The following is a 25106-nucleotide window of genomic DNA, read 5'->3' as shown; positions in this document are numbered from 1 at the left end:
CGTTGCGACATGCTCACGCTAGTTGTCATCGTCGTCGGCACGCCCGGGAAAGCCAATTGGATCCACGAGCGCGATGTGCTGGTTCGTCGTCCACGGGGGCACACCATCGAGGGCGAGCATTCGGCCCTTCGATCGGGTGTAGTCGTGCTCAACCTGCATGAATTTCTCGGTGTCCCCCTCCAGACTGACCGCCCAAACAAAGTCCATCCCCTCGCGTTCAAAGTATGCAAACTCGATGGTGAATCCGTATTCGCGACGCACGGGCAGGATTTTGTCCTGCCACCAAGTGAAAAAAGCTGCAGCGTGCTCGGGGTTGAGCGTATAGCGGCGCAACTGTGTTGTTCGGTTCATCATGGCTCCGGACGTGTCGAGAATATCTAAGCGTTGAGATCGGCGGTCATTTGTCCCTGTCGAAAGCGCAGGGGCACGCCAACGCTCGCTCCGCAGCTGCGGGGCGAGCGCCGGCACGTATTACCGTCCGTTGAAGTAGAACGGATCCGTGATGTCGTATTCGCCCAGGATCTTCTCGAGGCTTCCATCCTCGTGGATTCGATCGTAGAAGTCGCTGATGGCGTCGCTGAGGCCGTCGTTGCCCTTGACCACGGGCCAGTTGACCTCGTACTGCTGGGTCAGCAGGGCAAAGTTGTCATCGGCTTCAATCACTTCGGACACAACGCCCAGATCTGGATTTTCGTGAACGTACCAGCCCTGAGGCACGCTGGGGGTCACTACGGCGTCGATTCGACCCGCTTTCAAATCGCTGTACGCGGCATCCGAGGACTGGTACTGCGTGAGGTTCGCCTCGCCGATCGCCTCCATGAGCGGGGTGGTATAGGTCGAACCGGTGACGGCGCCAACCTGCTTCCCCTGCAGATCACCGACGCTGCTCCAGCCATCTTCGGACAGGATTCCCGCTGCCTCAAAAAACAATTCGCTTGACGGCTGATTGAAGATCTCGCCACGCGCTTCGCTCTTCACAACGATGCCGACGAAGATATCGACTTTTTCCTCCTGCAGGGCGAGCGTCGCACCCGCGCCCGTCGACGGAGTCCAGTCCACGGTGAGGCAGTTCTCGGCCGCGAACTGCTCAAAGAGCGTCGCGTTGAAGCCTTCGAAGGGGCCCTGATCCGAAATTCCCAGAAAGCCGGGCATCTCGTTCATGCCGGCGGCCTTGATAACGCCCTCACTCGCGGTGGTGAATTCTGATACGGGCTTGCAATCGGCATCCGGTGCAGCAGTGCTGCCGCTCTCGCTCGAGCAGCCCGTCAATGCGAGGGCGAAGATCGTGGCGGATGCGCCAAGAGCCAGTTGTGAAATCTTCATTGATTTTCCAGTTCTGTGATGTCGTGCAGGGCAGGCAGGTATTTTCTAGAATGGTGGCGGTCAGCCGGTGGTGCGCAGAGCTTCGGTAGAAATTTTCGGGACCCCCCTTCTTCTTTTTCGTCCGGACCCCTGGTAGCTACCACCGGATAGTCGCTGCGCACGGCGTTCGGAGACGATTTCGACCCAGGTCAGCAGCGTCGTGACGATCAGGTAGAGCGCTCCGGCCATGAGAATTTCGGGGAGGAGATAAAAGGTGCTCATGCCAAAGTTCAACGCCACTCCGGTGAGCTCGAGTTGGCCGATCGAAATTGCCAAGGACGTTCCTTGAAACGCGATGACGACAATTCCGAGGAGTGGCGGTACGGCGACGCGCAAGACGTGGGGCAGCACAATCAGTCGGATTGTTTTGTTTCGACGAAGTCCCAGGCTGAGTGCGGCCTCGCGTTGACCCCGCGGAACACTGGCGATAGCCGCGCGGAAGATTTCCGCGGTATAGGCCGCGACGGTCAATCCGAAGGCGATGACGACCGCGACGAAACCATCGAGAACGACATCCAGTTTGGGCAGTCCGAAATAGACGAAATACAGAGTCAGCAGGGCGGGAAAACCACGCAGCACCTCGACGAGTGCAATGACGGGATAACGCACTCCGCGGTGACGGTTATTCAGGAGTAGACCACCGAGAAAGCCCAGAACCATGCCGATTGCCACGCTCACCACGGTCATTTGAACGCTGGTGAGAAGGCCAGGAAGAAGCCTCGTCAGAGACTCAACGATGTAATCCATCAGCGCACCTGCGCAATCACTGAACGGCCTTCAATCCACCGGGCAAGAAAACCAATGGGAACGCTGAAGGCAAGATAGACGAGTCCGATCACAAAGAAGCTGGTGAGCGCGTCGGCGCCGAGCTGCACGGTGTTATAGGCGTAGAAGACCATCTCGTTGGCCCCGATGATGGAGGCAATTGCGGTGTTCTTCAAGAGAGAGATCGCGTAGGCGGTGCTCGAGGCCAACATGATGGGGAATGCCTGCGGGAGGATTACCCGCAGGTACGCCACCCGCTTGGGCAACGCCATGGCCTGACAGGCTTCCCACTGTCCTCGTGGCACGGCGCTGAGTCCGGCGTTGATGCTGTCACCGATATAGGCGGAGTTGATGAGCCCCAGCGCGACCACGGCCGCAAAAATCGGCGAATCGCCCAGAAGACCCCAGCCGAGGCCGAAGAACAGCAGGAGCATCCAGACCAAGGGTGGAATGCCCCGCACGATGGCGACCCACACCCGAACGATCGAACGCACCCACGTGCTGTGCGATCGGCGCCCAGCGGCGACGACCACACCGAGCAGAACCGCCAAAGCGAGTGAGCCTACCCAGATAAGAAGAGTGCCTTTCAGCCCCTGCATCAGGTACGCGAGATCCATTAGACGATTCCGCTCACGGCATTGACGAACTGCTGAGTTCGTTCTTGCTTGGGTGCGCTGAAGATCTCGTCTGGCGTCCCCTCTTCGACAATGAGGCCGCCCGCCAAAAAGAGAACGCGGTCCGCGGCATCGCGGGCGAAATTGAATTCGTGCGTCACCGAAATCATGGTCATTCCGCCGTTGGCGAGGTCCTTCATAACCCGCAGCACCTCCACGCGCATTTCTGGATCGATCGCTGAAGTGGGTTCGTCAAAGAGCATGATCTCGGGGTCCATCGCCAGAGCGCGCGCGATGGCTACGCGTTGCTGCTGCCCACCCGAGAGCTGACCAGGATGCTTGTCGAGGTGTTCGGACAATCCCACCTGATCGAGCAATTCGCGTGAGCGGTCGTCGGCCGCTTTTCGCGACCGGCCCAGCGTGTGCACTTGTGCGATGCTCACATTCTGAAGAGCGGTGTGAGTCGCAAAAAGATTGAAGGACTGGAAAACCATGCCGACCTTGGTGCGGTGGGCGCGGCTGTCCGCTTCCTTGATGGGAGACTTTTCATCCCAGATTCGCTTTCCGCCGAAGTCAATCGATCCCCCATCGGGCATTTCGAGAAAGTTCAGGCAACGGATCAGTGTGCTCTTACCCGAGCCACTCGGTCCGATGATGGACACATGCTCGCCAGTACCCAAATTGAGGTCGATGCCTCGAAGTATTTCTAGATGCCCATAGGACTTGCGAATTCCTTGAGCGGCAAGCAGAACCTCGCTCGGTCCGTTATTCGGCGTTTTCATCGTCAAGTACCGCATCCTTCGTGTTGGCCGCGCTGCCAATTTATAATCAGATATTCATGTCATATATGAGAGGAATATGTTCTCACATTATCGTGCCTGTCTTCCTTTGGCAAGGAATCGACCGATACCGGAATGATTCTTTGCCACCCGAAAGTGCCGCCTGAGTGCTCAGCCACGCCCAACGAACGGCATGCCGGCAGCAGTGATCACCATGGACAACACATTCGACGACGCGGGCAGGTCTGCCATGAACAGAACGGCCCGTGCCGCGTCTTCTACCGGAAAAACCGGCTCCCGCATCGTGCTCCCATCGGCCTGCTTGGCGCCCGAACCCGTTGCCAGCACCGTGGCTATTTGGGTTGCAGTATTGCCAATGTCAATCTGACCGCAACTGATCTGAAACTTGCGTCCGTCGAGTTCGATCGACTTGGTCAATCCAGTGATCGCGTGCTTCGTTGTCGCGTATGCCACAGATTGTGGTCGCGGTGAGTGCGCGGCGATGGAGCCATTGTTGATAATGCGTCCGCCCTGCGGAGTCTGCCGTTTCATCGTGCGCACCGCTTCTCTGGCACACAACATGGCGGCACTGAGGTTCACCGCAACCACGGCATCCCAATCAGCCTCATTGAGGTCGTCCACGGAAACGGCGGGGCCGGGTATGCCGGCGTTATTGAACAACACATCTACCCGCCCCCATTCTTCGACGGTTCGATCAAACAACCGTTTGACCTCGTCAGCGACGGTGACGTCGGTGGGTACAACCAGGGCATTGGCGTTTGCACCAGCCGTTTCACGCAGGGGCGCCTCGCGGCGACCGGCCAGCGCTACACGGTAGCCGGCGCTCAACATGGCTTCCGCCACCGCACGGCCAATTCCGGAGCCCGCTCCGGTCACCACGGCGACGGGAGCGCTGTGTGTTCCGTCGGTAAGGTTTCTATTTGTCATGGCACTTTCCCTCAGAATGTACTTGTTGTTGCTCCTGGTTCGGAGAAGGCCCGAACCATGGCAATGTTGGATTCCTGGAGATGCTCTTGCATTTGCTTCTCGGCTTCATCAGGATCTCCGGCCGCGATGGCAGCGATAATCCCGCTGTGTGCGTCGTACTCTGTTTCCGACGAGACGTGTCGAGCGACCGCTGGAAACAAGTAGTGGAGGCGTTCGATTTCATAGGTGAGCATGCGCACTATCGACACCGCGCGGGTGCTTCTAGATGCCCGCATACAGGCGAGATGAAAGTTGCTCGCGGCGTCGAGCTGCTCGTCGAGGGTTGCGCCCTCTCGAAACTGCTCCGTCAGGATGTCACGCAGTTCAGCCACGGTCCCGGGTGGGGGGTTCGCTGCGACGACCCGGAGCAGGCGAGGCTCCAAAATGAGTCGCAGATCCATGACCTCGTGAATATCGGAGAAGCTCAGGCCACGAATCAAGTAGCCCTTCCTCGGCAGCACCGTAACGAGACCCTCCATCGCGAGGTTTTGCAGCGCCTCTCGCACCGGGGTTTTGGACACATCGTGCTTGCGCGCCAATTCAGACTCGATCACGATTTCGCCGGGTCGCAGTTCGCCTCGAAGGATCTGTTCCCAAAACAGCTTTCGTAGACGTTCCGACTGCGACTGGCGAGTTTGCGAGCTAATGGAATCTGCCTCTGGCAGCGGTATTACGGTTCGGTCGCTCATAGTAGGTGAGCCCCTCCATCGATGGGAATCGTGGTGCCGGTCACGTAGCGCATCGATAACAGGCCGTGCACCACCTCGGCAACATCCTCCGGAACCCCCAGCCGTCTGGCCGGAGTGTTCTCTTCCATGAACTCTCGTAGCGGATGCCAGTCTCGGGTTAGCGGCGTATCGATATACCCGGGAGCCACGGCATTGACGCGGATATCGGGTCCGAGTGCCTTAGCCAGCAACTGGGTCAGATGAATGACGCCGGCTTTGCTGATGGCATACGGGATCGAGCTGCCGGCCGCCTTGAGACCGGCCAAAGAAGCTGTGTTGATGATCTGACCGCGGGTCGCGACGAGGTGCGGACGAGCCGCTTTGGACATATTCCACGGACCCTTCAGATTGACCGCCATCACTTGATCCCAGAATTCATCGTCGACGGCATCCAAATCGGAATGCGGTATCTGGCGAGCGATCCCCGCATTGTTGATCAAGACATCCAGTCGACCAAATTCGTCGATGGTCTTCGAAACGAGGCTATTCGCGCCGTCGGCAGTACTGACGTCCGCATCGATGTAAACGGATCCACTCAACTCAGCGGATAGCAACTGACCTTCGGTTTGCGAATGGTAACCATTCAAGACAACCCTCCAGCCTTCGCGGGACAATCGCGTGGCTATCGCCTTGCCGATTCCGCTCGACGAGCCGGTGACTATTGCGACCTGATCGTTCATGCCAGCTCCCCCTTCATTTGTTCCCGCAAGAAGTCGAAGTCGCAGCCCCCATCCGCCTGCAGAACATGCTGCTGGTGCAACCAGGCAAAACCTCGTCGGGCGGTGCTGGGGTTGGCGAGCGGTGTGCGAGACGCCAACTCGGAATCGTCGAGGAAGTGACGGATGATTCCGCTGTCGACGTCAAGCTCGATCTCATCGCCGGTGCGCAGCAACCCGAGCGGTCCCCCAGCGACGGCTTCGGGCGTAATGTGCACGACCACGGTTCCCGTCGACGTTCCGCTCATCCGCGCGTCGGAGAGCCTGACCATGTCTCGGACCCCTTCTCGGACGAGTTTGGCGGGGATGGGGATGTGCCCGACCTCGGGCATGCCGGGTGCTCCCAGAACTCCCATGCCGCGTAGAACCAGCACGCTGTCCTTATCGACCTCGAGGTTTGGGTCGTCGATTCTGGTGTTCAAGTCGTCGATGCCATCAAAAACGACGGCGCGGCCTCGGTGATGCTGCAAGGCCAGATCATGTGCACCCGCGGCTTTGAAGACCGCGCCGCGCGGAGCCAGATTTCCCCGAAGCATGACCAAAGCACCACGCTCGGAGAGTGGGGCGCCAACGGGAGCAATAGACGGATGTTCCACGAACTCGAAGTTGTTCAGCTCGTCCTCCCAACTCCGTCCGGTCGCGGTCACAGAACCGGTGTGGATCAACTCGCGGATTCGATTCACGATCGCCGGGATACCGCCCGCCTCATCCAAATCGGATAGGAGCATCGCTCCGCCGGGGCGAACATTGGCCACGTAGGGCGTCGTCGACGACCACGCCTCGAACGAGTCCGTTCCGATAGAGAGCCCGGCGCGACCGGCGATGGCCTCAAGGTGGATGACTGCGTTGGTGCTGCCGCCGATGGCCGAAACGACTCGAAAGGCGTTCTCCAGCGAAGCCGACGTAATCAGGTCCCGTGGGAGTAAGTTCGCGTTCACGTTGGCCACGATCTGTCGACCCACCGCCCGAGCCAATTCATTGCGCGCCGGGCTGCCGGCGGCTTGCAGGGTAGAACCGGGCAGGGCAAACCCGAGCATCTCTGCAGCGGCGGCCATGGTTGTGGCCGTACCCATGACGTTGCAGGTTCCCACTCCGATATTCACCTGGCCTTCAAGCTCAAGCCAGTCGGCATCATTCACCTCACCGACGCGGCGCTGCTCGCACACCGGCCAGACATCATCAACGGTGAATTGTTTGTTCTTCTTGAAACAGGAGATCGGGCGGTGACCAGCGACCAGCATCATTGCGGGCTTGTTCGCACTGATCGCCCCCATGATCTGCGCCGGAACAGTCTTGTCACAACCGCCGAGCAGCACGACGCCATCGATGGGCGAGCTGGAAACCATCTCTTCAACGTCCATGGACATCAAGTTGCGCAAGTACAAACTTGTTGGGCGGGTAAACGGTTCCGAGATCGAAATCGTCGGAAATTCCAGGGGCAGTCCCCCGGCTTCTCGTATACCCTCTTTGACAAATTCAACGAGGGCTCGTAACCCCGCGTTGCAGGGGTTCAGTTCACTTGCACTGTTTGCGATGCCGATGACCGGGGTTCGACGCACCTCCGCGGCGGTGAAACCCTCGGCTCTGAGGAACGCTCGATGCAAGAGCCCGTCTTGGCCGTCGTCACGGAAGAGCGATCCGCCGCCCTGGTGCAAATCGCGCTGTGACATCTGTCTCCGAACTTCGTTGAACGAGTTCGATTAGTATCTCACAGATATATCGCTAGCGGGGGCGGCAGATAGTTGTCCTACGCCGGAAACGCACCCAGAGCGGATGATTCGCCGGTTGTCGTGGCGATCGCCGTTTTACGCCCACTCCGGAGAAGAAACACCAGCCAGAGCGCCAGTCCAAAGGCCAGCAACGCTACGAAACCCAAAACAATCAGTGTCTCTCGGTACCCCAGGTTTTGGATGAGTATCGAACCGAGTATGGGAGCGGCCGCCTGGGCTAGGAGGGAAGGCAGAGCGATACGTCCCATGATGCGCGCGTACTGGGTTTGACCAAAGAGCGACAGCGCCACGGTCCCGTTGGCAATCGACGCCAGACCAATTCCGACCCCGTACACAATGATCAGAATCGTGGGTACCAGCAACCCGAAGCCGAGAAAACTGAGGGCCACTGCCATGGCGAAGGTCGCGGTCAATAGCGTCCACAGCGGGTGGTGCCGTCGACCGATGGTCAATTCGACAAACCGTGCACCCACTTGGGAAGGACCAATCATTGTGGCCAACACGATGGCTGCCGCTCCGGCGATTCCAATGCCGGCAAGCAAGGAGAACATATGCACCGACATCAGTGCTGTGATGGATGTTCCCACGGTAGACACAGTGGCAACCAGAAGAATTACCAACCAGCGCGGGGCCGTGCTCGGAAGCGAACCCTGGGGTACATCGCCGGCATCACGAGCGGACGTGGGCACAATGGGTTGACGCGGAACCGTAAGCGCATAGAGAGGTGCAGTCACGAGAAGGTGTGCGCACGCATAGGCCAGAGCCGTCCATCGCCATCCGACCTCGTTGACCAGCAAGGCACTCAGGGGCCAGCAGATGGTGCTGGCGAACCCTCCGAACAGGGTCAGGAGCGTAATAGCCGAGCGCGCGGAGGACCCATAGGTGTGCCCGAGAACCGCAAACGCCCCACTATAGAGGCCACCACTCATGCCCAAACCCAGAATCATCCAGGCACCGAGGTACCACCACTGATCGGGGGCCAAACCGAGCACTGTCAGACCGAGTGCGAGCAGCAGCGCACTGACGATCAGAACCGTGCGCCCATGATCGTTCGCAACCAGGGCACCAACGCGTGGCGAGCCCAGACCCGCTATCACCAGTCCCACCGAAACGCCTGAAACGACCAGGGAACCGGACCATCCGGTATCGGCGGCGATGGGAGCGGCCAGAACAGCCAGCAGGTAAAAGGTCGAACCCCAGGAAAGGATCTGCCCAACACCTAAACCGATGATGACGTGGTCGCGCCTGGTCGCGAATCTCTGGGTAAAGGCCAACGCTCAGACCATCGGGGCAGCACAGCTGACCGCGCGCGCCTCGCTCATCATCACGGCTTCGGAGCCAGGGTGTCAGCCAAAGAATTCAGCGCCCCAGGAACCAACGAGTAATACGCCCAGACGCCACGCTTTTCACGGTTGAGCAGGCCAGCCTCCACCAAAATTTTCAGGTGGTGCGACACCGTGGGCTGCCCCAAACCCAGCGGTTCGGGCAGATCACAGACGCAGGTCTCGGCTTCGGGACTGGAGGAGACGATGGAAAGAATACGCAGGCGATTGGGATCAGCCAGAGCCTTGAACCGAGCGGCAAGAGCCGCGGCTTCCGCCGCCGACAACGATCCTCGGCCCTGAGCGGGGAAGCAGCACGGCGCGTTAGTTGCGCTGACGGCAGCTACGGGAATCCTCGCGCGTGCTGAGACGACAGGTGGAGACAAGTGCCTTCCCTCGCTTTCTTTCGACCGGCAATCGGGACATTGACAAATGTCGATATGTGCAAGCATACTCGATACATCGAGGTTCATCGATGTCTAGTTGGAGAGAATATACCGTGACGAATACCGCCGCATTCCAGAAGATGAAGTCCGTGAACCAGCCCTATCCCATCGTAATCATCGGTGCCGGACCCATCGGTCTGGCAGCCGCCGCACACCTGGTTGAACGCCACCAGGCAATTCTCGTTCTGGAAGCCGGCGCCAGCGCCGGTGCATCCATTCAAAACTGGGGACACATCAAGCTCTTCTCTACCTGGCTCTACAACATCGATGCCGCCGCACGTCGACTTCTGGAAACACCCACCGAGCACTACGCCGCTGATTGGGATGCCCCGACGGAAGATCGGCTGCCCACCGGAATGGAACTGGTCAACGATTACCTGAAGCCATTGGCCGCCCACCCGGCGCTGGCCCCCAGAATCAGCTACCGCCACCGCGTCACCAATATCACCCGGATCCACCCGAACGGCCCGGGTATCGACAAAACGCGCTCGCCCGGCCGCGCGGAGTCGCTCTTTCTGGTGCGCACCAGCACCCCCGAAGGAACAACGGATGTGCTGGCACGGGCGGTCATTGACGCCTCCGGAACCTGGAACACACCCAACCCGGTGGGCCGATCGGGCATCGACGCCATCGGCGAAGCCGAGGCCACATCGGCAGGGTTCATCACCTCGCCCCTGCCGGACCCACTCGGTACCGATCAGAAGCTCTTCGCCGGGAAAACCATTTTCGTGCTGGGCGCCGGGCATTCGGCCGCCAATACCCTGATCAGTCTCGGCCGACTACGCCAACAACACCCCAATACGACCATCCTCTGGGGTCTGCGCGGCCCGGCGAACCCGGTGCGCCTGTACGGAGGCGGGGCCGCCGATGAACTGCCGGCCCGCGGTCAACTCGGCACCAGCTTGCGCCGCTTCGTGGCAGACGGTGACATCACCGTGGTCGAAAACGTTTCCGTCGCCGCCTTAGAAGCCGGGGAACGATTGACAGTGAACCTTTCCGACGAACGCAGCTTCGTCGTTGACCTCGTGGTCCCGGCCACCGGATTTCGTCCGGACCTGAAAATCCTTTCGGAACTGCGGTTGGATCTGGACCAGATCGTGGAGGCGCCGCTCGCCCTCGGACCGCTGATCGATCCCGAATTTCACAGCTGTGGCACGGTTACCGCTCACGGAGAACGAATCCTGGCGCACCCGGAAACCGATTTCTACATCGTCGGCATGAAGAGTTACGGCCGCGCACCGACATTTCTTCTCGCCACCGGCTACGAGCAGGTTCGCTCGATCGCGGCGTCTCTGGCCGGGGACCGCATGGCCGCGGACCGGGTTGAGCTGCAACTTCCCGAAACCGGCGTGTGCTCCACCGATCTGGGCGGTTGCTGCGACGTGCCGGCGGCCGATGAACCGACACCCAGCTGCGGCGCACCTGGCACGGCCGCCGAGTCCTGCTGCGGCGCACCGTTGCCGGTATCCATCGGATTCGCCACCGGCACGCTGCATGGCCATGCCGAACTCCTCTCCGAGCAGAAGAGCTAGGGTAGCGCTCCGGTTTATTCCTTCACTATCGGGTCACCCGAATGAACGAACTTGCTCGCCGAATGCTGAATGAGGCCCGAAAGTTGGGGCGCGATCCGGTTCGGTATCTTCGTCATGGCGGCGGCGTTCTAACCTGCCCGGGGACTAGCATTCGTATACGAGATGGGCCAAAAGACTGCGACAAACAGTCGCGCGGCCGCCGCGAAAGGTGTGGTATACCATGAAACTGGTTGTCGTTGGAGGAGTCGCGGGAGGGGCATCCGTTGCCGCCCGCGCGCGCCGGTTAGACGAGAGTGCAGAGATAATCGTGCTGGAGCGCGGCCATCACGTCTCGTTCGCGAACTGCGGGCTGCCGTACCACATCGGAGAAGTCATCACCGAGCGCGATCGACTGCTGCTGCAGACGACCCAGAGCTTGCGCGAGTCTCTCAACATCGACGTGCGCATCGCCAGCGAGGTCACCGTGATCGACCGAGTCGCCAAGACCGTCACCGTACGTGAAGTCGACACCGGCCGAGAATACGTCGAAAATTATGACAACCTCGCTCTGTGCACTGGAGCAGAAGCGATCCGCCCGCCCCTGCCGGGAATCGATCTGCCAGAACTCCACGTGCTGCGCCGCATCGGTGACATGGACGTCATCAAAGCCGAACTGGACAGCGACCTCGTGCTGGCGGCCAGCGGCGCGCGCGGGCCCGTGCGCTGCGTCGTCATCGGCGCCGGTTACATCGGTCTCGAGATGGCCGAAAACTTCAAACACCGCGGCGCGATCGTGGACGTCGTCGAGATGAGCGACCAGATCCTCCCACCCCTCGACCACGAGATGTCTGTGCCGGTCGAACACCACCTGCGCAGTCGAGGCATCAGCCTTCACCTCGCCACAGCGGCCGCGGCATTCACCCGTCGTGGCGGTGGCGGGATCACGGTAGAACTGACCAACTCGACGAACCTCGCCGCGGATATCGTCATCCTCTCGGTTGGTGTGCGGCCCAACGTCGACCTCGCCCGCGCTGCCGGCCTAGAGCTCGGCGAGCATGGCGGGCTGTCCGTCGACACCCACATGCGCACCTCCGATCCACACATCTGGGCGGCTGGCGACTCCGTCGAAACCCCCAATACCGTGCTCCCCGGATCCTGGCTGGCTCCCCTGGCTGGCCCTGCCAACCGGGAAGCGCGCGTCGCCGCAGAAAATATCTGCGGCCGTGACACCGAATACAAGTCCACCCAAGGCACCTCGATCGTGAAAGTGTTCGAGATGGTCGCGGGCGGCACCGGCGCCACCGAACGGCAACTGCTCGCAGCCAAGATTCCGTACCGTGCCGTGCACGTGCACCCGTCCGGTCACGCTGGCTACTATCCGGGCACAGCCATGATGCACATCAAACTATTGTTCGAGCCGACCTCCGGTGCGGTGCTCGGCGCTCAGGTCACCGGATTTGACGGCGTCGATAAGCGCCTCGACGTGTTTGCCACAGCCCTGCGGTCAGGGCTCACCGTGTGGGACCTCGAGGAGCTCGAACTCGCCTATGCTCCGCCGTTCGGGTCAGCGAAAGACCCGGTCAATATGGCCGGCTTTGTCGCCAGCAACGTGCTGCTGGGCGACCTGAACCTCTGGTACGCGCAGGACTATCCGCAAGCAACCGATGGCGCACGCATTATCGACGTGCGCACGGCCGAGGAGTTCTCAATCTGGCACCTGCCCAGCGCCGAGAACGTGCCTCTGGCAACCATCCGTACCGACACTTCCGACTGGGACAAGGCAGCGGGGCTGAGGTTGTACTGCTCGGTTGGTTTCCGCAGCTACCTCGCCTACCGCATCCTGGTTCAGCTCGGCTTCACCAACGTCGCGACGCTATCGGGCGGGTCTGAAACGTTCCGGGCCTGGCACGAGGTCGAACCGCTCGCGGTTGGTCCGGTCGAGCCGGAAACTTCCTACGCCGAAGCGGCCGACACTCTCAACGCCGCTCGCGTCGCCGCCCACGTGGCCAATGGCACCGGCGTCTCCGTCAACCTCGATTGCACCGGCCTGGCCTGTCCTGGTCCGATCATGAAGCTCGCCACCGAGATGAAGGGGCTGACCCCCGGCGACGAAATCGTGGTCCACGTTTCTGACCCCGGCTTCGCCAGCGATGCCCCCGCGTGGGTACGACGCAACGGCCACGAACTGCTGTCCATCGAACCGGAAGGTCCCGGCTACGTTGCCACCTTCCGCAAGGCCGGGCCGGAAGCACTCGCCCTTGCCGGGGCGGCATCGTCAGGAACGGTTGCACCCCCCGCCACCCCGAAGGTTTCCTTCGTCGTGTTCTCCGGCGATCTGGACAAGCTCATCGCCGCATTCATTATCGCCAACGGTGCCATCTCGATGGGCGAAGAAGTGTCGATGTTCTTCACGTTCTGGGGGCTCAATGCCTTGCGCAAAGCCAAGCCGCCGAAGCGTCAACGCAAGACCATGGACAAGCTGTTCGCCGGGATGATGCCCGCCGGAGCCGACAAGCTCACCCTCTCGCAGATGCATATGATGGGCGCGGGCACAGCGATGATCAAGAAAACTATGAAGAAGAACGGCGTGCATTCCCTGCGCGAGCTGATGGAATCCGCCATGGCGGACGGTGCGCGGGTGATCGGCTGCACCATGACGATGGATCTGCTCGGGATCGCGGAGTCTGATCTCATCGACGGTGTCGAACTCGGCGGGGTTGCCACCTTCCTCGGCGAGGCGGCCGAGTCGACCACGACCCTGTTCATATAGCGGAGGGCGGCGCGGAGCGCTCCGGTCAGCAGTTAGTCGTTTGCTTCCTGGTCGGGGTGGGACGTAGTGGGTTGCTCCGTCCAGGCGGGCGGTGTGTCTGTGCCGGCCTCCTCGTCCGCGGCGGCGTCGGCGTCGAGGCGCAGAAATGGCCGGGAGCGTGTGCTCCCGGCCATCGTCGTGCAGGTGTAGCTAGCGGCCAGCGTCGGCCTTGGCGCCGGCGTTGCCGCCGGCGTGCGCGTCACCGCCGGCCTGCAGGTGCTCGGCGATCTTCTGGATCTCGGTACCGTACTCTCCCGCAAGACCCTTGGCCTCAATGGCATCAGCATCGGCCGCGCGGTCAGCGGCTGGGGAATCCTTGAGCGCCGTCAGGTCGTCCTGCAGTTCGGTCGGCAGGCTCGCGAAGAGCTCCGGGTTATTCAGCAGCGCGCTCGTCACCGTTTCGGCCGTGGTTTCGGCCTTGGCACCGCGACCTTCATCGATCTGGCCGGCATCCGCCGACACGAGTGCGCGCACGGCCGCGGCCAGCGGATGCTTCGGGTTGTCCTGTACGGCCGTCGCGACCTTCTGCGCATCCGCACCGTAGCCGCCATCGAGGGCGGTGATACCGATCTGTTCGGCGAGCGCTTCACGCTCAGTGTCGGAGGCCGCGTTGAAGTCGGTGAGGTCGGCCTGCAGGTTTGCGGGCAGGCCGGCGAAGATCTCGGAGTGGCTCTCGAGCGTGATGGATACGTTCTGTGCGATCTCTCCGACGCTGCCGCCCGACCGGATGTCGGCGCGCAGCTGCTGCTTGACCGCGGCGATCACGTCGTCGGTGGTGCTGGCCTCGCCTTCGGCGGAGGCGCTGGTCTGAGTGGACGTACCGCTGGTGTCGGCGACCTGATCGAGCGGGGCTGCCTGGGCTCCGACCGCACCGAGGCCCAGCAGGGATCCTGCGGTCATCACGGTGACGGCGCCGCCGAACAGCTTTTTCTTGAGCGGAGTGTTGAACGCCTTGTGGGTGTGGTTCTGGGGCATTTGTAATTCCTTTCGATAGCTCGTGACCTCCGACCGGGTCGGCGGCCACTTGGGCATGGCCCGAGCATATGTACCCAATCGTTACTCAAGCTCCCCGGCGGCTGAGTACACAGGTTCGCCTTGTGGCTTGATACTGGGGTGCGGAGCGCTCGTGGGCTGGCTCTGGGTTCTGTGCCGGGGCATCCGTTGTGGTCAAGAAAAGCGTCGAGTCTCAGGGGTCTCACACTGGTCTCACATCTGGGCGGCGACGATGCTACAGCTGGTACCAGCTGCATCCGCTCACCGCGATGTAGAGAAGATACCCCTAGGGGTATGCTATTCTCCTCATAACGAATAGAAGGAGGAGCACCGTGTGCTACCAGATCATATGTTCAACCTGTAAAAAAGCGACATGGGACGGTTGCGGTCAGCACATCGAGGACGCGCTCTACGGCGTAGCGGAATCCGATCGCTGCACGTGCGCTGCCGGTGCCTGACGAGTCTGATTCCAGAATCACCAGAATCGGCGTTCTACAGGCCCGTACCGAAGCTGCTCACCAATGGTCGCTGTCCCTGGGCGACGTCGCCTCGTGCGCCTTGGCCAAAGACGGCCGCTCACACCCCGCCGCCAAGTTTCAGGAGGGGAAGGTGGCTGCACTCGGCGAGCTGTCACGAAGAATAACCGACGACACCGATGCCGGGCTGATCTCGGCCTCGGCCACCGCCGTGAAGATGCGCTGGGCAGACCAGGTCCGGCCCGGGACGCGACCCGATCGTGATTGGGAGGCTTACCTCGCCGGAGGAATCCAGGCCATGACGGAGATCACTACCGTGCAGCGGGCGGTTTCCTGACACCCCGGCACCGGCTATCGAATCAGCGTACGCATTCTGATCCAGCCAGTCGGCGACCGTGGCCGCGTCGAGTGCGCCCTAGCCCTGAGCTCACCTACGCAAGAAGGTGAGGCTTGATCACCATTCTTACAGCTTAGAAATATAGCGTAGACGGCAATGCGCTTGGCTTCACGAAGATTCCCTCGTCGCATCCACGGATCCTCCCTGATCTTGAGCGCAGCGATCCAGCCCCCGACGCGGCTGGGATTGCCCTCTGGGCAGCTCGAGGATGCACACCTCTGACCGGCGCACGGCGCTCGTCACGACCATGAAGGATGACGTCCATGCCTACACTCATGCCACCGCACAGTACCGAACCGATGCCGAGCGCCATTGCGTAGCCGCACGAAGACGCCACTGCGACAGAGCTCTTTCGAAGCCGCCGCGATGGTTCTGACCGCGCTTCTGACCGTCAGCATCTCGCTGCCGGCCCACGCCGTCGACGTCGCCGCTTCCCCGACGATCGAGCCGGCAGCGCCCTCGACTCCCCTCGCCTCGCAGAGCCTTCCGGTTGGCACGACAGCGAAAACCATCGTGCGCGATGGGTACGCGTCACAGGCCGCTCCGCCCAAGCCGGCCGCGCCGGCGGCCGCTGCCAGCCTTTCCGCCGGCCCGGCGATCCGGTGGCCGTTCGACGGTAGCGTGCCGATCGCCGGCGGCTACGGTCCCCGTGTTCCGCCTTGCGCTGGATGCTCCGGCTTTCACAAGGGGCTCGACATGAACCCCGGTGCCGGGACACCCGTGCACGCGATCGCTGCCGGGGTCATCCGTTTCGCGACTCCACACGGCAACACCGGCCTCGGCGTGCATGTGATCATCGATCACCCAATCAACGGGCGGCTCGTGAGCAGCTTGTATGGCCACATGCAGCTCGGCAGCCTCGCCGTGCGCGAGGGGCAGACTGTGTCCGTCGGTCAGATTATCGGACGCGTGGGCAGCACGGGTCAGAGCACCGGCGCGCACCTCCACTTTGAGATTCTCCTCGACGGCGTCACCCCCACAAATCCCTACGCCTGGGTCAGCGCGCGGGCCGGCCGCCCGTAGCTCGCACCGGCCAGGCGGTCCTGCGCATCCGTCTGCGCTCGCGCGGTGCCGGGCTCAGCGGTGGAGGGTGAGGAGCCGCGTGGTCCACAACGACATCACGGGCAGCAGACTGAGCAGTTCCGGTGCGACAGATTGGTCGAGGGCATCGGAAACCAGATCACGCACTGCATAGACGCCCCCAATGTGATCGCTGAGCGGGGCCGGCGGAGTGTCGCTGATCGCTAGTTGCGCATCGCGGATGAGGGCGGCAAGGCGGGTGGTTCCCGCGCGGCGGCATGCCCGAGCGGCGGCACCGAGAGATTCGAATTCCACGTGAAACGCACGGGCCGCGACAAGGTCAAGCTGCAGAGTGCTGAGGTAGGCCTCGAGAAGACTATTCACGGTGGCCGTTGCGGTGGAGGAGGATGCAATGACCGCCGTCAGTCGGCCCAGGAGAACCTCGATGAAGCGGTCGTAGGCTGCAAAAACGCAGGCATCTTTGTCGTCGAAGGTCTCGTAGAACGCGGACCGGGAAATGCGGGCGCGGGCTGTGATCTCGCGCACCCCGACGCCGCGATAACCATCGGATGCGAGCAACTCGGTCGCAGCGATCATCAGGCGTTCCCGGTGCACCGCCAGGACCTCATCACGGCTCAGTTCGTGACGGCCGCGGCTGAGGACGGGCGGCATCGTGAAGAAGACTCCGTCGGTAATATGTGCCCGCGGCTCGTCGATGCGCTCGCTCATGTGGATATTTTATTTGACCTTCTCGGATTAAAGCAACTAATGTTTCTTTAAACCAGAGGGGTCGAATCGATGGAGAATAAGACCGAATCGCAACGCGACGGGGCGCGCCGTCGTCTGACGCTTGCCGGGCGCATTGCGCTTGCCGGTGGTGGAGGGGTGACCCCCCAGCTGATCGCCGATGTCTGCGACCAAGCCGGCATCCACCCCCGATCGTTTCGGACGCTCTACGCCACGGACGACGCCTTTCTGGACGCCGTGCAGGAAACTTTAGCTGTGGAGTGCGCGGAACGGCTTCGTTCAAGTTTCGGTGCGATCGCGGGACTCGAAGACGTGCAGATGTTGCAGGCTGCCGCGGTTGCTCTCGCCCGGTCGCGGCCGATTGATCGCGGCGCGGTGATTATTCGATCTGAGCGTCGGCTGCGCGCATTGCGCTCACCGAACGACGCGAACGCTCTCCTGGCCGCCGAGCACCGTCAACTCGACGCCCTCAGTGCTGTTGTGGCCGAGCTGATCGGTCAGTTGAACCGCGATGCCTTGTGGCCGACTTCGCTGGCCGCCCGCATCATTATCGAGACCTATGAGCGCTCGTTCGAGGCGTGGGTATTCGGCGGCGGTGACGAACGTGACTTTCACACGTCGTCGTATGTCACACGCACCCTTCCCACGCTACTAAGCCGAATGACGACTCCGATTGTGCGCACCTCGCTGGTCGGGGCAGCAGCCTGATCCACGCTTTTCCATAACGCCCTGGCCTAGGTAGGGCTGCTACGACGAACAAAGGAGTTCACATGCACCAGATCGACCGACCCGCCAGCACGACCGCGACCCCCACCGCGAACGCGAGCGACCTATTGCTGGAGCGAGTCGCCGCAACGCCCGATCTGGTGCTCTTCTCCCGCGCCACGGAGTCCGGGTGGGCGGACATCACGGCAGCGGAGTTTCTGGCGCAAGTGCAGGGTCTCGCAAAGGGATTCATCGCGGCCGGCATCGAGCCGGGGCAACGCATCGGGTTGCTCTCTCGCACCCGCTACGAGTGGAGCCTGATCGATTTTGCGGCGTGGTTCGCCGGCGTCGTATTGGTCCCGATCTACGAAACGTCGTCGCCGTTCCAGATCCGCTGGAATCTGGGTGATTCCGAGGCGGTTGCGGTGATCGTGGAGGACTCGGCGCTGCGTGCGCGCGTGGGGGACGTGTTGCCGGAGCTGCCGAATGTCGAACTGGTCTGGACGATCGACGACGGTGATCTCGACGTGCTCGCCGCGCACGGGACCAGGATCGACGACATCGAGCTCGAACGCCGACGCAGTCGCGCGAACGAAGGTGACATCGCGACGATCATCTACACCTCGGGCACGACCGGCACCCCGAAGGGTTGCGTGCTGACCCACCGCAACTTCGTCGAGTTGAGCCGCAATACGGCAGCCGACATCCCGGAAGTATTGGCACCCGGCGCATCCACGCTGCTCTTCCTCCCACTGACCCACGTGTTCGCACGCTTCATAGCTGTCGTGTGCGTGTATGCCGGCGTGAGAATCGCCCACCAGGGAGATACGAACAAGCTCATCGAGACGCTCGGGGCGTTCAAACCGACCTTCCTCCTCGCCGTCCCACGCGTGTTCGAAAAGGTCTACAACTCGAGCGAGCAACGCGCCGAAGCCGGCGGGCGTGGAAAATTGTTCCGACAAGCCGCCGAAGCGGCGATCGCCTATTCGAAAGCTCTGGACCACGGCCACGTCCCATTCGGACTCCGCGTGCGCTTCGCCGTACTCGACCGGTTGGTGCTATCCAAGCTGCGCACCGCTCTCGGCGGAAGAATGCAGTTCGCAGTGTCCGGAGGCGGCCCGCTCGGGGAGCGGCTCGGACATTTCTACCGCAGTCTCGGCGTGAGCATTCTCGAAGGGTACGGGTTGACGGAGACAACAGCCCCAGCCACCGTGTCTCGGCCGGGGTCAGTCAAGATCGGTACGGTCGGACCGCCCCTGCCCGGTGTCTCCGTGCGCATCGCGCACGATAGTGAAGTCGAAATCACCGGCGTGAATGTGTTCAAAGAATACTGGCGCAATCCCGCTGCCACCGCTGCCGCATTCGACGACGGCTGGCTCCGCACCGGAGATCTCGGCTCACTCGATGACAAGGGCAACCTCACCATCACCGGCCGCAAGAAGGAGATCATCGTTACGGCCGGTGGCAAGAATGTGGCCCCGGCAGCTCTCGAAGACCCGATCCGGGGCAACCCGATCGTGGGGCAGGCGGTGGTCGTCGGCGACCGCCGCCCCTTCATCGCAGCTCTCATTACGCTCGATGTCGAGATGCTGCCGGTCTGGCTTCGTAACAACGGATTGGACCCGGCGATGGCGCGCGACGTGGCCGCGGCACACCCTGAAGTTCGTGCCGAGGTGCAGCGAGCAATTGACTACGGTAATTCGCACGTCTCACGAGCAGAATCGATTCGCACTTTCGTCATCCTGCCCACCGAGTTCACGGAAGAGAGCGGGCATCTCACCCCGAAACTCTCCACGAAACGCTCGGTCATCCTTGACGACTTCGCGGGCGAGATCGAGCTCCTCTACGCGGGCGCCCCTGGCCACATCGACGCCGCGCCCCAGCAAGACTCGAAGAACACCATCACGGCCTAGGGCTGCTCTCGATAGACCCGGTGTGCGCGGGAGATCGTTCTCCACCGCAAACACCGAAACGTCCATGTCCTCGCTCACAGGCGATATAGCCAGCCCCGCACAACCTAAACTTGGCCGGTGCAGTTCTCTTTGTGGTTGGCCCTTCTCGGCGCGGGCACCCTGATCAGTTTCACGCCCGGCGCCGGGGCGATCAACACCATGAGCAATGCAATCAACTCCGGGTTTCGGCGCTCCCTTTGGGGTGTCCTCGGCCAGCAAGCCGCGATTGTCATTCACATCGTGGTCGTCGCGCTCGGTCTTGGGCTACTCGTGTCCAGTTCGCCACTGGCGTTCAATATCATTCGCTACGCGGGCGCCGCGTATCTCGTTTATCTAGGCATCCGTCAGTTTCTCGCCAAACCAGCCGTCGACGGCGAGGGTGTGCACGCGCTGCGCAATGAACCACGCTGGTCGATGTTTCGCCGCGGGTTTTGGGTCAATATTCTCAACCCCAAGGCGATCGTCTTCTTTCTCGCGTTTTTGCCTCAATTCATCAGGGTCGACCAGCCGATGCTTCCGCAGTATCTGATCGCCGCGGCGACCGTGATCGCGATCGACATTGTGGTGATGTGGTTCTTCTTCGCCGGAACGGCGCACTCGTTTCAGCGCTTCACCCGCAACGCTCGAGGCCAGCGCGTACTGAACCGAATCTTCGGCACGCTCTTCGTCGGTGTCGGCGTGCTGCTCGCCGTCATCCACTAATAGTTCACCTCCGTACAATTCCTTACAAAGTCCGGGAAAATGCCTGTTCTGCACTCGGAACATTCGCACGACGCGTAGCGTTGCACCCTAGGTGTCGACTCAGGCCGACACCACGCGACCTCGAAGGAGAACCATGAACACGGAACGTGCAATTCTGGCCGGCGGCTGCTTCTGGGGAGCCCAGCAGCTGTTGCGCAAGCGCCCCGGCATCCTCTCGAGCCGGGTCGGCTACTCCGGCGGCGACACCCCGAACGCGACATACCGTCACCACGGCGACCACGCCGAAGCCGTGGAGATCGAGTTCGACCCCACGGTGATCAGCTATCGCGAGGTGCTCGAGTTCTTTTTTCAGATTCACGACCCCTCGACCCTCAACCGTCAGGGCAATGATGTGGGGCGCAGCTACCGCTCCGCCATCTACTACTTGTCGCCCGCCCAAAAACAGGTGGCCGAAGAGACGATAGCGGATGTCGATGCCTCCGGCTTGTGGCCCGGCGCGGTTGTCACCGAGCTTGAGCCGGCCGGTGCCTTCTGGGAGGCCGAAGACAACCACCAGGACTACCTGGAGAAAGACCCGAACGGATACACCTGCCACTTTGTGCGTCCCGGCTGGCGTCTGCCCACCCGAGCGGATGCATCCGCTAACTGACCCGACGCCCCGCCGGCCGCGCAGGCCGCGCCGTGAGGGTTGCCCGTTACGCGGGCAGGGCGGTGACCCTGCGCCGCTGGATTACCCAGCGCACCGCCAGCCCCCCGGCCATCACGGCGACCGCGAGGATCACGAACAACGCCGAGGCGGTCGCATCGATGAGCACGTTCACGAACACTCGCCCGGCGTAGTGCAGCATTTCCCCGGGATTGCGGGCGAGCACTCGACTTCCCACGGCCGCGCCGACGGCCGGGACTGCCGCCGACCCGATCCAGAGCACGAGTAGGCACACGATTGCAGCGACGACCCGCCTGATCGTGGCGAGGCCGCACCAGGCCAAGGTGATTCCAACGATCACGGCGGGAACCCAGCGCACCAAGCCGAGCAGCGCCAGGTTCGACGGGGTCACCAGACTCCACGGTTGAATCACCAGTGCATTCAGCCACGGCCCCAAGGCAACCGCGGCGATACTGGCTGCGATTGCCGCGCCAGGTCTTGCCGCCCGGGCGATCAGCAGCAGCAGTAGCTGCCCGAGCAGAATGGCGACGAGCGTTCCGGCCACCAATGCCGCCAGGTAGATCCAGGATTCGCAGTCGTCGCTCAGCCCCCGGAATACCGTAATTGCGGTCTGCACCAGCGAACCCAGCTGAACGATCAGCATACCCACGGCGAGCGCACGCGGGTCGAGCGGATGCCGCGCGCGCGTCACTCGCGCCACGCCACCGGCGATCGCCGAGCCCGTCACGATCAACCCCGCAATGAGCCCGATCAGGTATTGACTGAACGGGAGCAAAGCCATCGGCATCTCGTCGGCTGCCGTATCGAGCGCCCACAGATTCTGCAGTGGCAGCACCATGCCCGTCATCAGCCACGGCAGTAGCCCGACGATCGCCGAGCCCATTCCCACGAGCAGACTTAGTGCCACTACATTCATTCGCGCACGCATCCCCGGCACCCCCCATCTTTTGTCGAGCCTAGCCGTGCGGACTCCGCCGGTGAGAATGCGCGCTGGGGCTGCAGATCGCCCCCGTTACCGAGCAGCTGTCGGTCTCGCGTTCCGGATGCGGCTGCCTAGCCAGCGGATGCCCCACTGGCGATCGTCGCGTCAGGCCACGTGCCCGGCGGCTCCTTCCGCGCGGCGGGGCAGAATCGCCGGGTGGTCTTGGGATACCCGATATTTTCCAGAGAAGAACACGAGCGGGTCTCCTTCGAGTCGCTTGTACGACCGCACATGTCCGATAAAGATCGTGTGATCACCTTCGGTGGTGCGCGACACTGTGCGGCACGAGAATCGCGCCAGCACATCCTGGATCTCGGGGGTTCCCACGTCGTCCTCGGTCACGGCAAGCCCGCTAAACTTATCGATCGCCGGCGTCGCGAATTGTCGTGACAGTTGATGCTGATCCACGGCGAGCACGTGAATGGCGAAGTGCTCTGCCGTCTCGAAGACCGGCAAGATCGGCGACGAATTGGCCAAGCAGAACAGCAAAAGCGGCGGATCGAGCGAGACGGATGTGAATGAATTTGCGGTGATTCCGACGTGCCGCCCATCTGCGCCTCGAGTCGTAATCACGGTGACGCCCGTGGCAAATTTGCCTAGGGTGTTCCGCAAGTCGATCGTGTCAAACGGCGTGGCCGTCTCAGCTGAAAGTACCATTGTGTCTTCCTCCGCTTTGAATTGGTTAAGTGTCAATCGGCCAGGGCGGCCATAAGTTGATCGGCCCGTTCAGGGCCCATCGCTGAGTACCCGCCGTCGGCCGTGTAATTAGCGCCGGTCACGATCGAGGCGCCCGGCGAGACCAGAAATGCCACCACTGCCGCCACTTCAGCTGGGTCGCCGGTGCGTCCGGACAGGTGTAACGGCGCCGCGATGGCGTCCGTGCGTGCGCGGTCACCGCCGCTGAGATTGTTCATCACCGAGGACCAGGTCCACCCAGGAGACACCGAATTCACGCGGATACCGTGCGGCGCCAGATCCATCGCCATGCTGCGAGTTAGCTGCGCCATGGCGGCCTTGCTCGCCGGGTACACCCACCGTCCAGCCTGTGCCACGTCGCCCGAGATCGACGTGAAATTTACGATGGATGCGCCGCGTCGAACTTGGAGGTACGGCACCAGCACTTGTGCGGCAATCGCCGCACTCACGACGTTGACATTCACCGCCGCGATCCAGTCGGCGCGCGTGGTCGATAAGCCGTTGTCGAGATAGACGCAAGCCAGGTTGACCAAGATATCTACTCCCCCGCGTTCGGCGGCAACGTCAGCCGCTGCTTGGGCGAGCGCGGTATCGTTTGTGATGTCTACCGCGTAGAAGCGCGCCTGCTCGCCCAGTCGCAGCGCAACCTCCTCCCCCGCCTCGGTATCGATGTCGAAAATCGCGACCGAGTCGCCATTCTGAACGAAATTCTCGGCGACGGCAGCGCCGATCATCGTTGCGCCACCGGTGATGATGACACTTCTGCCGCTCGCCGGGGTTGCTGGATTCGTGCTCATGGTTGGCTCCGATCGTTGGATTTGTGTTGACGGGTGAACGGTGTCGCGTAGGAGCTCTCAACCGCCCCGAGTACTAGCCGCGTCAACTCAACTCGTGAGTGCACACCAAGTTTGCGATAAACCGCCTTGAGATGTTGCTTGACCGTGTACGGGCTCAGGGAGAGCTGTTTGGCGATCGCTTCGTCTGTACGACCGAACACCACCTGGCCGGTGACCTTGCTCTCCTGTGGAGTAAGTTCTCGTACCCATGCGGCGGGGAGCGCAGTCGGCGATTGAAATGACGCGCTCAGATGTAGGACGCTGACTAAGACGTTGCGTTCCTTTAAAATCGACGGGTAGTTGCGAAGTATGACCCGGCGTTCCTCACCCGCCACGAGTACTTCGCTGGAAAAAACCTGGCAGTGACTCTCCGTCGACGTCCGAGCAGCCGCCATCAATTCTTCAAACCACAGTTCAGGATTGCGCGGGTCCAAGGTCCGCAGCATGTCGAGCGCGGCCGAATTCATGCGCCGTTTTCCCGTCTTGGTATCACTGACAACCATCGCCTGATCGGACAGTTCGAATGCCTCGAGCAATTGGTCTCGATCCGTCACTACTTCTTGGCGCTCCGTCATTCCGCCAACAGCTAGCCCGACCATATTGCCCAAAACAACTGCCAGAGCGTGGTCCATCGACGTAGACATAGCATTCTGGTCACGATCCGCGAAGTTGAGTGTTCCCAGAACTTTCCCGCGGTAAAGGATGGGCGCTTCGAGAACCATGCGCATGTCGTGCAGAGCAAGTACCTCCCGAAAGAACGGCGAATCAATCCATTCAGTCTCCGACATCAGCCCCGAGCTGTGCACTGGCTTCTTGCTGGCGACCACGTTTCGCAGCACTGGATCGGCATCGCGTCCAAAGTCCTCATAGAGCGTCAGAAAACGATCGCTCACCCCGCTGGCCGCCGCCAGCGATGGTGCCTCGAATGGAACCTCGAACAGGTAAAGACCGAACGCCTTCGTTCTGATCATGCCGGGCAGCGCAGCCACGCACACGTCTCGAACCTCGCCGCGGGTGGCAGCCTCAGTGAGCGCATTCGTGAATGCGGCCAGACCGCCGGCAAACGCGTCGCGCTGATTCGCTGTGTCGAGAGCGTTCGGTGAGGTGCCCATGCGGTATCTCCTTTAGAAGTCTAGAACTGCACGCAGTTACGGGCGGTCCTGG

At 61.8% G+C, this 25106-nt stretch carries 27 protein-coding genes; 9 read left to right on the top strand and 18 right to left on the bottom strand.

Annotation, left to right across the window (positions count from 1 at the left end):
• Positions 1-18 precede the first annotated feature (18 nt).
• The 11 genes from QMK22_RS09845 to QMK22_RS09795 form a co-directional block, all read right to left on the bottom strand.
• A complete protein-coding gene (locus QMK22_RS09845) occupies positions 19-351 on the bottom strand; it encodes a hypothetical protein (RefSeq protein ID WP_283497461.1) in 333 nt (110 codons plus the stop codon).
• A 120-nt stretch (positions 352-471) separates the two neighbouring features.
• Positions 472-1323, bottom strand: coding sequence for a substrate-binding periplasmic protein (locus QMK22_RS09840; RefSeq protein WP_283497460.1), 852 nt, complete (start codon positions 1321-1323; stop codon positions 472-474).
• 60 nt (positions 1324-1383) lie between these two features.
• Positions 1384-2109: an amino acid ABC transporter permease gene (locus QMK22_RS09835; protein ID WP_283497459.1), complete on the bottom strand. Its 726-nt coding sequence runs from the start codon at positions 2107-2109 to the stop codon at positions 1384-1386.
• Entirely contained in the window at positions 2109-2744 is a 636-nt protein-coding gene (locus tag QMK22_RS09830) for an amino acid ABC transporter permease (protein WP_283497458.1), read from the bottom strand. The genes QMK22_RS09835 and QMK22_RS09830 overlap by 1 nt, the downstream gene beginning before the upstream one ends.
• Positions 2744-3523 carry an amino acid ABC transporter ATP-binding protein gene (locus QMK22_RS09825; RefSeq protein ID WP_283497595.1) on the bottom strand — a complete coding sequence of 260 codons (780 nt, stop codon included), beginning with the start codon at positions 3521-3523 and terminating at the stop codon, positions 2744-2746. Before QMK22_RS09825 ends, QMK22_RS09830 begins: the two co-directional genes overlap by 1 nt.
• Before the next feature lie 168 nt (positions 3524-3691).
• Positions 3692-4468 (bottom strand): SDR family oxidoreductase, encoded by a 777-nt coding sequence (locus tag QMK22_RS09820; RefSeq protein WP_283497457.1) that lies wholly within the window; start codon positions 4466-4468, stop codon positions 3692-3694.
• Positions 4469-4479: 11 nt separating this feature from the next.
• Positions 4480-5196 carry a GntR family transcriptional regulator gene (locus QMK22_RS09815; RefSeq protein ID WP_283497456.1) on the bottom strand — a complete coding sequence of 239 codons (717 nt, stop codon included), beginning with the start codon at positions 5194-5196 and terminating at the stop codon, positions 4480-4482.
• Complete coding sequence (locus tag QMK22_RS09810) at positions 5193-5915, bottom strand: SDR family NAD(P)-dependent oxidoreductase (RefSeq protein ID WP_283497455.1); 723 nt, start codon at positions 5913-5915, stop codon at positions 5193-5195. Before QMK22_RS09810 ends, QMK22_RS09815 begins: the two co-directional genes overlap by 4 nt.
• On the bottom strand, positions 5912-7621 hold the full coding sequence (locus tag QMK22_RS09805; RefSeq protein WP_283497454.1) for a dihydroxy-acid dehydratase: 1710 nt from the start codon (positions 7619-7621) through the stop codon (positions 5912-5914). Before QMK22_RS09805 ends, QMK22_RS09810 begins: the two co-directional genes overlap by 4 nt.
• Before the next feature lie 77 nt (positions 7622-7698).
• Positions 7699-8955, bottom strand: a complete 1257-nt coding sequence (locus QMK22_RS09800) for an MFS transporter (protein ID WP_283497453.1) — start codon at positions 8953-8955, stop codon at positions 7699-7701.
• Positions 8956-9005: 50 nt separating this feature from the next.
• Entirely contained in the window at positions 9006-9356 is a 351-nt protein-coding gene (locus QMK22_RS09795) for an ArsR/SmtB family transcription factor (protein WP_502857482.1), read from the bottom strand.
• Between the two features lie 173 nt (positions 9357-9529).
• On the opposite strand from QMK22_RS09795, the gene QMK22_RS09790 reads away from it, so the two are divergent.
• Positions 9530-10981: an FAD-dependent oxidoreductase gene (locus QMK22_RS09790; RefSeq protein WP_283497594.1), complete on the top strand. Its 1452-nt coding sequence runs from the start codon at positions 9530-9532 to the stop codon at positions 10979-10981.
• A 220-nt stretch (positions 10982-11201) separates the two neighbouring features.
• On the top strand, positions 11202-13730 hold the full coding sequence (locus tag QMK22_RS09785; RefSeq protein WP_283497451.1) for an FAD-dependent oxidoreductase: 2529 nt from the start codon (positions 11202-11204) through the stop codon (positions 13728-13730).
• 32 nt (positions 13731-13762) lie between these two features.
• On the opposite strand, the gene QMK22_RS09780 is transcribed toward QMK22_RS09785, so the two are convergent.
• Together QMK22_RS09780 and QMK22_RS09775 are read right to left on the bottom strand one after the other, a co-directional pair.
• A complete protein-coding gene (locus tag QMK22_RS09780; RefSeq protein ID WP_283497450.1) occupies positions 13763-13903 on the bottom strand; it encodes a hypothetical protein in 141 nt (46 codons plus the stop codon).
• Between the two features lie 16 nt (positions 13904-13919).
• A complete protein-coding gene (locus tag QMK22_RS09775; RefSeq protein WP_283497449.1) occupies positions 13920-14744 on the bottom strand; it encodes a hypothetical protein in 825 nt (274 codons plus the stop codon).
• A 350-nt stretch (positions 14745-15094) separates the two neighbouring features.
• Between QMK22_RS09775 and QMK22_RS17570 the strand changes: the two genes are divergently transcribed.
• The 3 genes from QMK22_RS17570 (at position 15095) to QMK22_RS09765 (ending at position 16658) form a co-directional block, all read left to right on the top strand.
• Positions 15095-15220, top strand: a complete 126-nt coding sequence (locus QMK22_RS17570) for a DUF8730 family Cys-rich protein (RefSeq protein WP_502857443.1) — start codon at positions 15095-15097, stop codon at positions 15218-15220.
• Positions 15213-15575 (top strand): hypothetical protein, encoded by a 363-nt coding sequence (locus QMK22_RS09770; protein ID WP_283497448.1) that lies wholly within the window; start codon positions 15213-15215, stop codon positions 15573-15575. The genes QMK22_RS17570 and QMK22_RS09770 overlap by 8 nt, the downstream gene beginning before the upstream one ends.
• A gap of 426 nt (positions 15576-16001) precedes the next feature.
• On the top strand, positions 16002-16658 hold the full coding sequence (locus QMK22_RS09765; protein WP_283497447.1) for a M23 family metallopeptidase: 657 nt from the start codon (positions 16002-16004) through the stop codon (positions 16656-16658).
• A 54-nt stretch (positions 16659-16712) separates the two neighbouring features.
• On the opposite strand, the gene QMK22_RS09760 is transcribed toward QMK22_RS09765, so the two are convergent.
• Positions 16713-17384 carry a TetR/AcrR family transcriptional regulator gene (locus QMK22_RS09760; RefSeq protein ID WP_283497446.1) on the bottom strand — a complete coding sequence of 224 codons (672 nt, stop codon included), beginning with the start codon at positions 17382-17384 and terminating at the stop codon, positions 16713-16715.
• A gap of 69 nt (positions 17385-17453) precedes the next feature.
• On the opposite strand from QMK22_RS09760, the gene QMK22_RS09755 reads away from it, so the two are divergent.
• The 4 genes from QMK22_RS09755 to msrA all read left to right on the top strand — a co-directional run bounded on the left by QMK22_RS09755 (position 17454) and on the right by msrA (position 21410).
• Positions 17454-18110: a hypothetical protein gene (locus tag QMK22_RS09755; RefSeq protein WP_283497445.1), complete on the top strand. Its 657-nt coding sequence runs from the start codon at positions 17454-17456 to the stop codon at positions 18108-18110.
• Between the two features lie 62 nt (positions 18111-18172).
• Positions 18173-20020, top strand: a complete 1848-nt coding sequence (locus QMK22_RS09750) for an AMP-dependent synthetase/ligase (RefSeq protein ID WP_283497444.1) — start codon at positions 18173-18175, stop codon at positions 20018-20020.
• A gap of 117 nt (positions 20021-20137) precedes the next feature.
• Complete coding sequence (locus QMK22_RS09745; RefSeq protein WP_283497443.1) at positions 20138-20761, top strand: LysE family transporter; 624 nt, start codon at positions 20138-20140, stop codon at positions 20759-20761.
• A 133-nt stretch (positions 20762-20894) separates the two neighbouring features.
• The gene (gene msrA / locus QMK22_RS09740; protein ID WP_283497442.1) at positions 20895-21410 is read left to right on the top strand and encodes a peptide-methionine (S)-S-oxide reductase MsrA; all 516 of its coding nucleotides are present in this window, start codon (positions 20895-20897) and stop codon (positions 21408-21410) included.
• A 46-nt stretch (positions 21411-21456) separates the two neighbouring features.
• On the opposite strand, the gene QMK22_RS09735 is transcribed toward msrA, so the two are convergent.
• The 4 genes from QMK22_RS09735 to QMK22_RS09720 form a co-directional block, all read right to left on the bottom strand.
• On the bottom strand, positions 21457-22335 hold the full coding sequence (locus QMK22_RS09735; RefSeq protein WP_283497441.1) for a hypothetical protein: 879 nt from the start codon (positions 22333-22335) through the stop codon (positions 21457-21459).
• 180 nt (positions 22336-22515) lie between these two features.
• Entirely contained in the window at positions 22516-23067 is a 552-nt protein-coding gene (locus QMK22_RS09730) for a flavin reductase family protein (protein ID WP_283497440.1), read from the bottom strand.
• Positions 23068-23099: 32 nt separating this feature from the next.
• Positions 23100-23903: an SDR family oxidoreductase gene (locus QMK22_RS09725; protein WP_283497439.1), complete on the bottom strand. Its 804-nt coding sequence runs from the start codon at positions 23901-23903 to the stop codon at positions 23100-23102.
• Positions 23900-25054 (bottom strand): LuxR C-terminal-related transcriptional regulator, encoded by a 1155-nt coding sequence (locus QMK22_RS09720; RefSeq protein WP_283497438.1) that lies wholly within the window; start codon positions 25052-25054, stop codon positions 23900-23902. Before QMK22_RS09720 ends, QMK22_RS09725 begins: the two co-directional genes overlap by 4 nt.
• Between the last annotated feature and the right edge of the window lie 52 nt (positions 25055-25106).

Origin of the sequence: Cryobacterium sp. PH29-G1, assembly GCF_030063365.1 — a bacterium.
Classification (GTDB): domain Bacteria; phylum Actinomycetota; class Actinomycetes; order Actinomycetales; family Microbacteriaceae; genus Cryobacterium.
Note: the sequence above shows the minus strand (reverse complement) of the source record. Positions and strands in the feature narration are given on the sequence as shown.

Coding starts and splice junctions, on each gene's coding strand:
- QMK22_RS09835 (WP_283497459.1), bottom strand. CDS start 2,109: ATGGATTACATCGTTGAGTCTCTGACGAGGCTTCTTCCTGGCCTTCTC.
- QMK22_RS09840 (WP_283497460.1), bottom strand. CDS start 1,323: ATGAAGATTTCACAACTGGCTCTTGGCGCATCCGCCACGATCTTCGCC.
- QMK22_RS09755 (WP_283497445.1), top strand. CDS start 17,454: ATGGAGAATAAGACCGAATCGCAACGCGACGGGGCGCGCCGTCGTCTG.
- QMK22_RS09725 (WP_283497439.1), bottom strand. CDS start 23,903: ATGAGCACGAATCCAGCAACCCCGGCGAGCGGCAGAAGTGTCATCATC.
- QMK22_RS09765 (WP_283497447.1), top strand. CDS start 16,002: ATGGTTCTGACCGCGCTTCTGACCGTCAGCATCTCGCTGCCGGCCCAC.
- QMK22_RS09810 (WP_283497455.1), bottom strand. CDS start 5,915: ATGAACGATCAGGTCGCAATAGTCACCGGCTCGTCGAGCGGAATCGGC.
- QMK22_RS09825 (WP_283497595.1), bottom strand. CDS start 3,523: ATGAAAACGCCGAATAACGGACCGAGCGAGGTTCTGCTTGCCGCTCAA.
- QMK22_RS09760 (WP_283497446.1), bottom strand. CDS start 17,384: ATGAGCGAGCGCATCGACGAGCCGCGGGCACATATTACCGACGGAGTC.
- QMK22_RS09820 (WP_283497457.1), bottom strand. CDS start 4,468: ATGACAAATAGAAACCTTACCGACGGAACACACAGCGCTCCCGTCGCC.
- QMK22_RS09785 (WP_283497451.1), top strand. CDS start 11,202: ATGAAACTGGTTGTCGTTGGAGGAGTCGCGGGAGGGGCATCCGTTGCC.
- msrA (WP_283497442.1), top strand. CDS start 20,895: ATGAACACGGAACGTGCAATTCTGGCCGGCGGCTGCTTCTGGGGAGCC.
- QMK22_RS09730 (WP_283497440.1), bottom strand. CDS start 23,067: ATGGTACTTTCAGCTGAGACGGCCACGCCGTTTGACACGATCGACTTG.
- QMK22_RS09775 (WP_283497449.1), bottom strand. CDS start 14,744: ATGCCCCAGAACCACACCCACAAGGCGTTCAACACTCCGCTCAAGAAA.
- QMK22_RS09750 (WP_283497444.1), top strand. CDS start 18,173: ATGCACCAGATCGACCGACCCGCCAGCACGACCGCGACCCCCACCGCG.
- QMK22_RS09720 (WP_283497438.1), bottom strand. CDS start 25,054: ATGGGCACCTCACCGAACGCTCTCGACACAGCGAATCAGCGCGACGCG.
- QMK22_RS09845 (WP_283497461.1), bottom strand. CDS start 351: ATGAACCGAACAACACAGTTGCGCCGCTATACGCTCAACCCCGAGCAC.
- QMK22_RS09780 (WP_283497450.1), bottom strand. CDS start 13,903: ATGGCCGGGAGCACACGCTCCCGGCCATTTCTGCGCCTCGACGCCGAC.
- QMK22_RS09815 (WP_283497456.1), bottom strand. CDS start 5,196: ATGAGCGACCGAACCGTAATACCGCTGCCAGAGGCAGATTCCATTAGC.
- QMK22_RS09805 (WP_283497454.1), bottom strand. CDS start 7,621: ATGTCACAGCGCGATTTGCACCAGGGCGGCGGATCGCTCTTCCGTGAC.
- QMK22_RS09830 (WP_283497458.1), bottom strand. CDS start 2,744: ATGGATCTCGCGTACCTGATGCAGGGGCTGAAAGGCACTCTTCTTATC.
- QMK22_RS09790 (WP_283497594.1), top strand. CDS start 9,530: ATGAAGTCCGTGAACCAGCCCTATCCCATCGTAATCATCGGTGCCGGA.